This window comes from Streptomyces sp. NPDC047525 (assembly GCF_040643025.1).
GTDB lineage: Bacteria > Actinomycetota > Actinomycetes > Streptomycetales > Streptomycetaceae > Streptomyces > Streptomyces durmitorensis.
Genome location: NZ_JBEYTL010000053.1, coordinates 1 through 1,567, shown reverse-complemented (window position 1 = coordinate 1,567; position 1,567 = coordinate 1). Strand labels below are relative to the sequence as shown.

General features: G+C 68.6%; 2 protein-coding genes. Both read right to left on the bottom strand.

All coding sequences use genetic code 11. From position 1 onward, the window contains the following. Window positions 1-10 precede the first annotated feature (10 nt). Window positions 11-1,249, bottom strand: coding sequence for a class I SAM-dependent methyltransferase (locus tag ABZ833_RS45580; protein WP_361060030.1), 1,239 nt, complete (start codon window positions 1,247-1,249; stop codon window positions 11-13). A gap of 9 nt (window positions 1,250-1,258) precedes the next feature. Beyond that, window positions 1,259-1,567, bottom strand: a 309-nt coding sequence (locus ABZ833_RS45575) for a hypothetical protein (protein WP_361060028.1), incomplete at its 5' end; no start/stop codon positions are given.

Genomic DNA, 1,567 nt, shown 5'->3' with positions numbered 1-1,567 from the left:
CGGTGCCCGGTCAGGCGGTCACGGTGGTGAGCGTCGGCATGGGGAAGACGAGCTTGCCGCCGCTTTTGAGATATGCCTGCTCGCGCTCGACGAAGCCGGCCCGGTGGATCCAGGGCAGGACGAGGAGCTGGTCGGGGCGCCGGGACCTGGCCTCCTCCTCGGAGACGATCGGGATCCCGCTGCCGGGGGTGAAGCGGCCGGCCTTCTCCTCGCTGACCTCGCCGATGCAGGGCAGGTCCTCGGGGCCGATGCCGCAGTACTGCAGGGTCACGTTCCCCTTGGTCGACGCCCCGTACCCGAGGGTGACCAGGCCGGCCGCGCGGGAGTCGTCGAGGAACCCCCGCAGATCGGCGCGCTGTTGGTGCACCCTGCGGGCGAACGCCTCGTAGGGCGCCATGGTGTCCAGGCCCGCGGCGGCCTCGGCCTCGCGCAGCGCGACCAGGGACCCCTCGTCGCGCGGGTGGCGGCCGGGATTCTTGGCGAGGGTGACGTAGAGGCTGCCGCCGTAGACGTCGGTGACCTCGGCCTTCAGGACGGTGAAGCCCACCTTCTGGGCCATCCACTCGATCTGCTGGAACGCGTAGTACTCCAGGTGCTCGTGGCACACCACGTCGTAGGCGTTGGCCTCGAGCATCGACGGCATATAGCTCTGCTCGGTCATCCACACGCCGTCGTCGTCGAGGATCGCGTGGATGTCCTGCATGAACCGCAGGGGGTCCGGGAGGTCGTAGAACATGCCGGTCGTCGTGACGACCTTGGCGCGCCGGCTGCCGTACCGCTCGGTGAAGGCGTCGCGGGTGAAGAACTCGGCGATCAGTTCGGCGGGCGGGTAGTGCTCGCGGAACTTCTCGCCCGAGGGGTCGATGCCCACCAGGCGCAGCCCCTCGACGGGGTACTGGTGCAGCAGCGTGCCGTCGTTGCTGCCGATGTCGACGACGATGTCGCCCGCCTGGAGGCCGGTCAGCTCGGCGGCCGCGACGGCCTTGCCGCGCAGGTGGTCGACCATGAAGGGCCGGATGCCCGGACGGTAGCCGTAGCCCTCGCCGTACATCAGGCCGAGGTCCGGGGTGTGCCGCAGCTGCAGGAGGCCGCAGCCGCCGGGCGAGCACTTCACCAGCTCCAGCGGCACCGAAGGCACCTTCTCGTCGAGGCTCTTGGGAAAGACACAGGTCAAAGCCTGATTCCCCAGGTCGAGCACCGGAATCAGTTCGTGATTGCCGCAGACACGGCACTGAGTGATGATCATCATCTGCCCGTTTCAGTCCGTGGTGACCGTGGCGAGGAGGTAGCCGTAGGACTTCGGGACGCGCACGCCGTCCACCATCCGCTCGAACTCCTCGGGGCCGGTCATCTGGATGACGTCGTCCTTGCGCGCCAGCAGGGCGGCGGCGATGCTCTCGCGGACCGCCTGGGGGGCCAGGGTGTTGGCCGTGACGTCGGTGAACTCCTTGATGACGAGCCCGGCCTGCTCGATGACGGCCCGGTAGTCGTCCATCTCCGGGCTCGTGATGATGTCCTGGAACGTCAGCTCCGTGTCGGGCTGGCTGAACATGTCGGCGAGGACGAG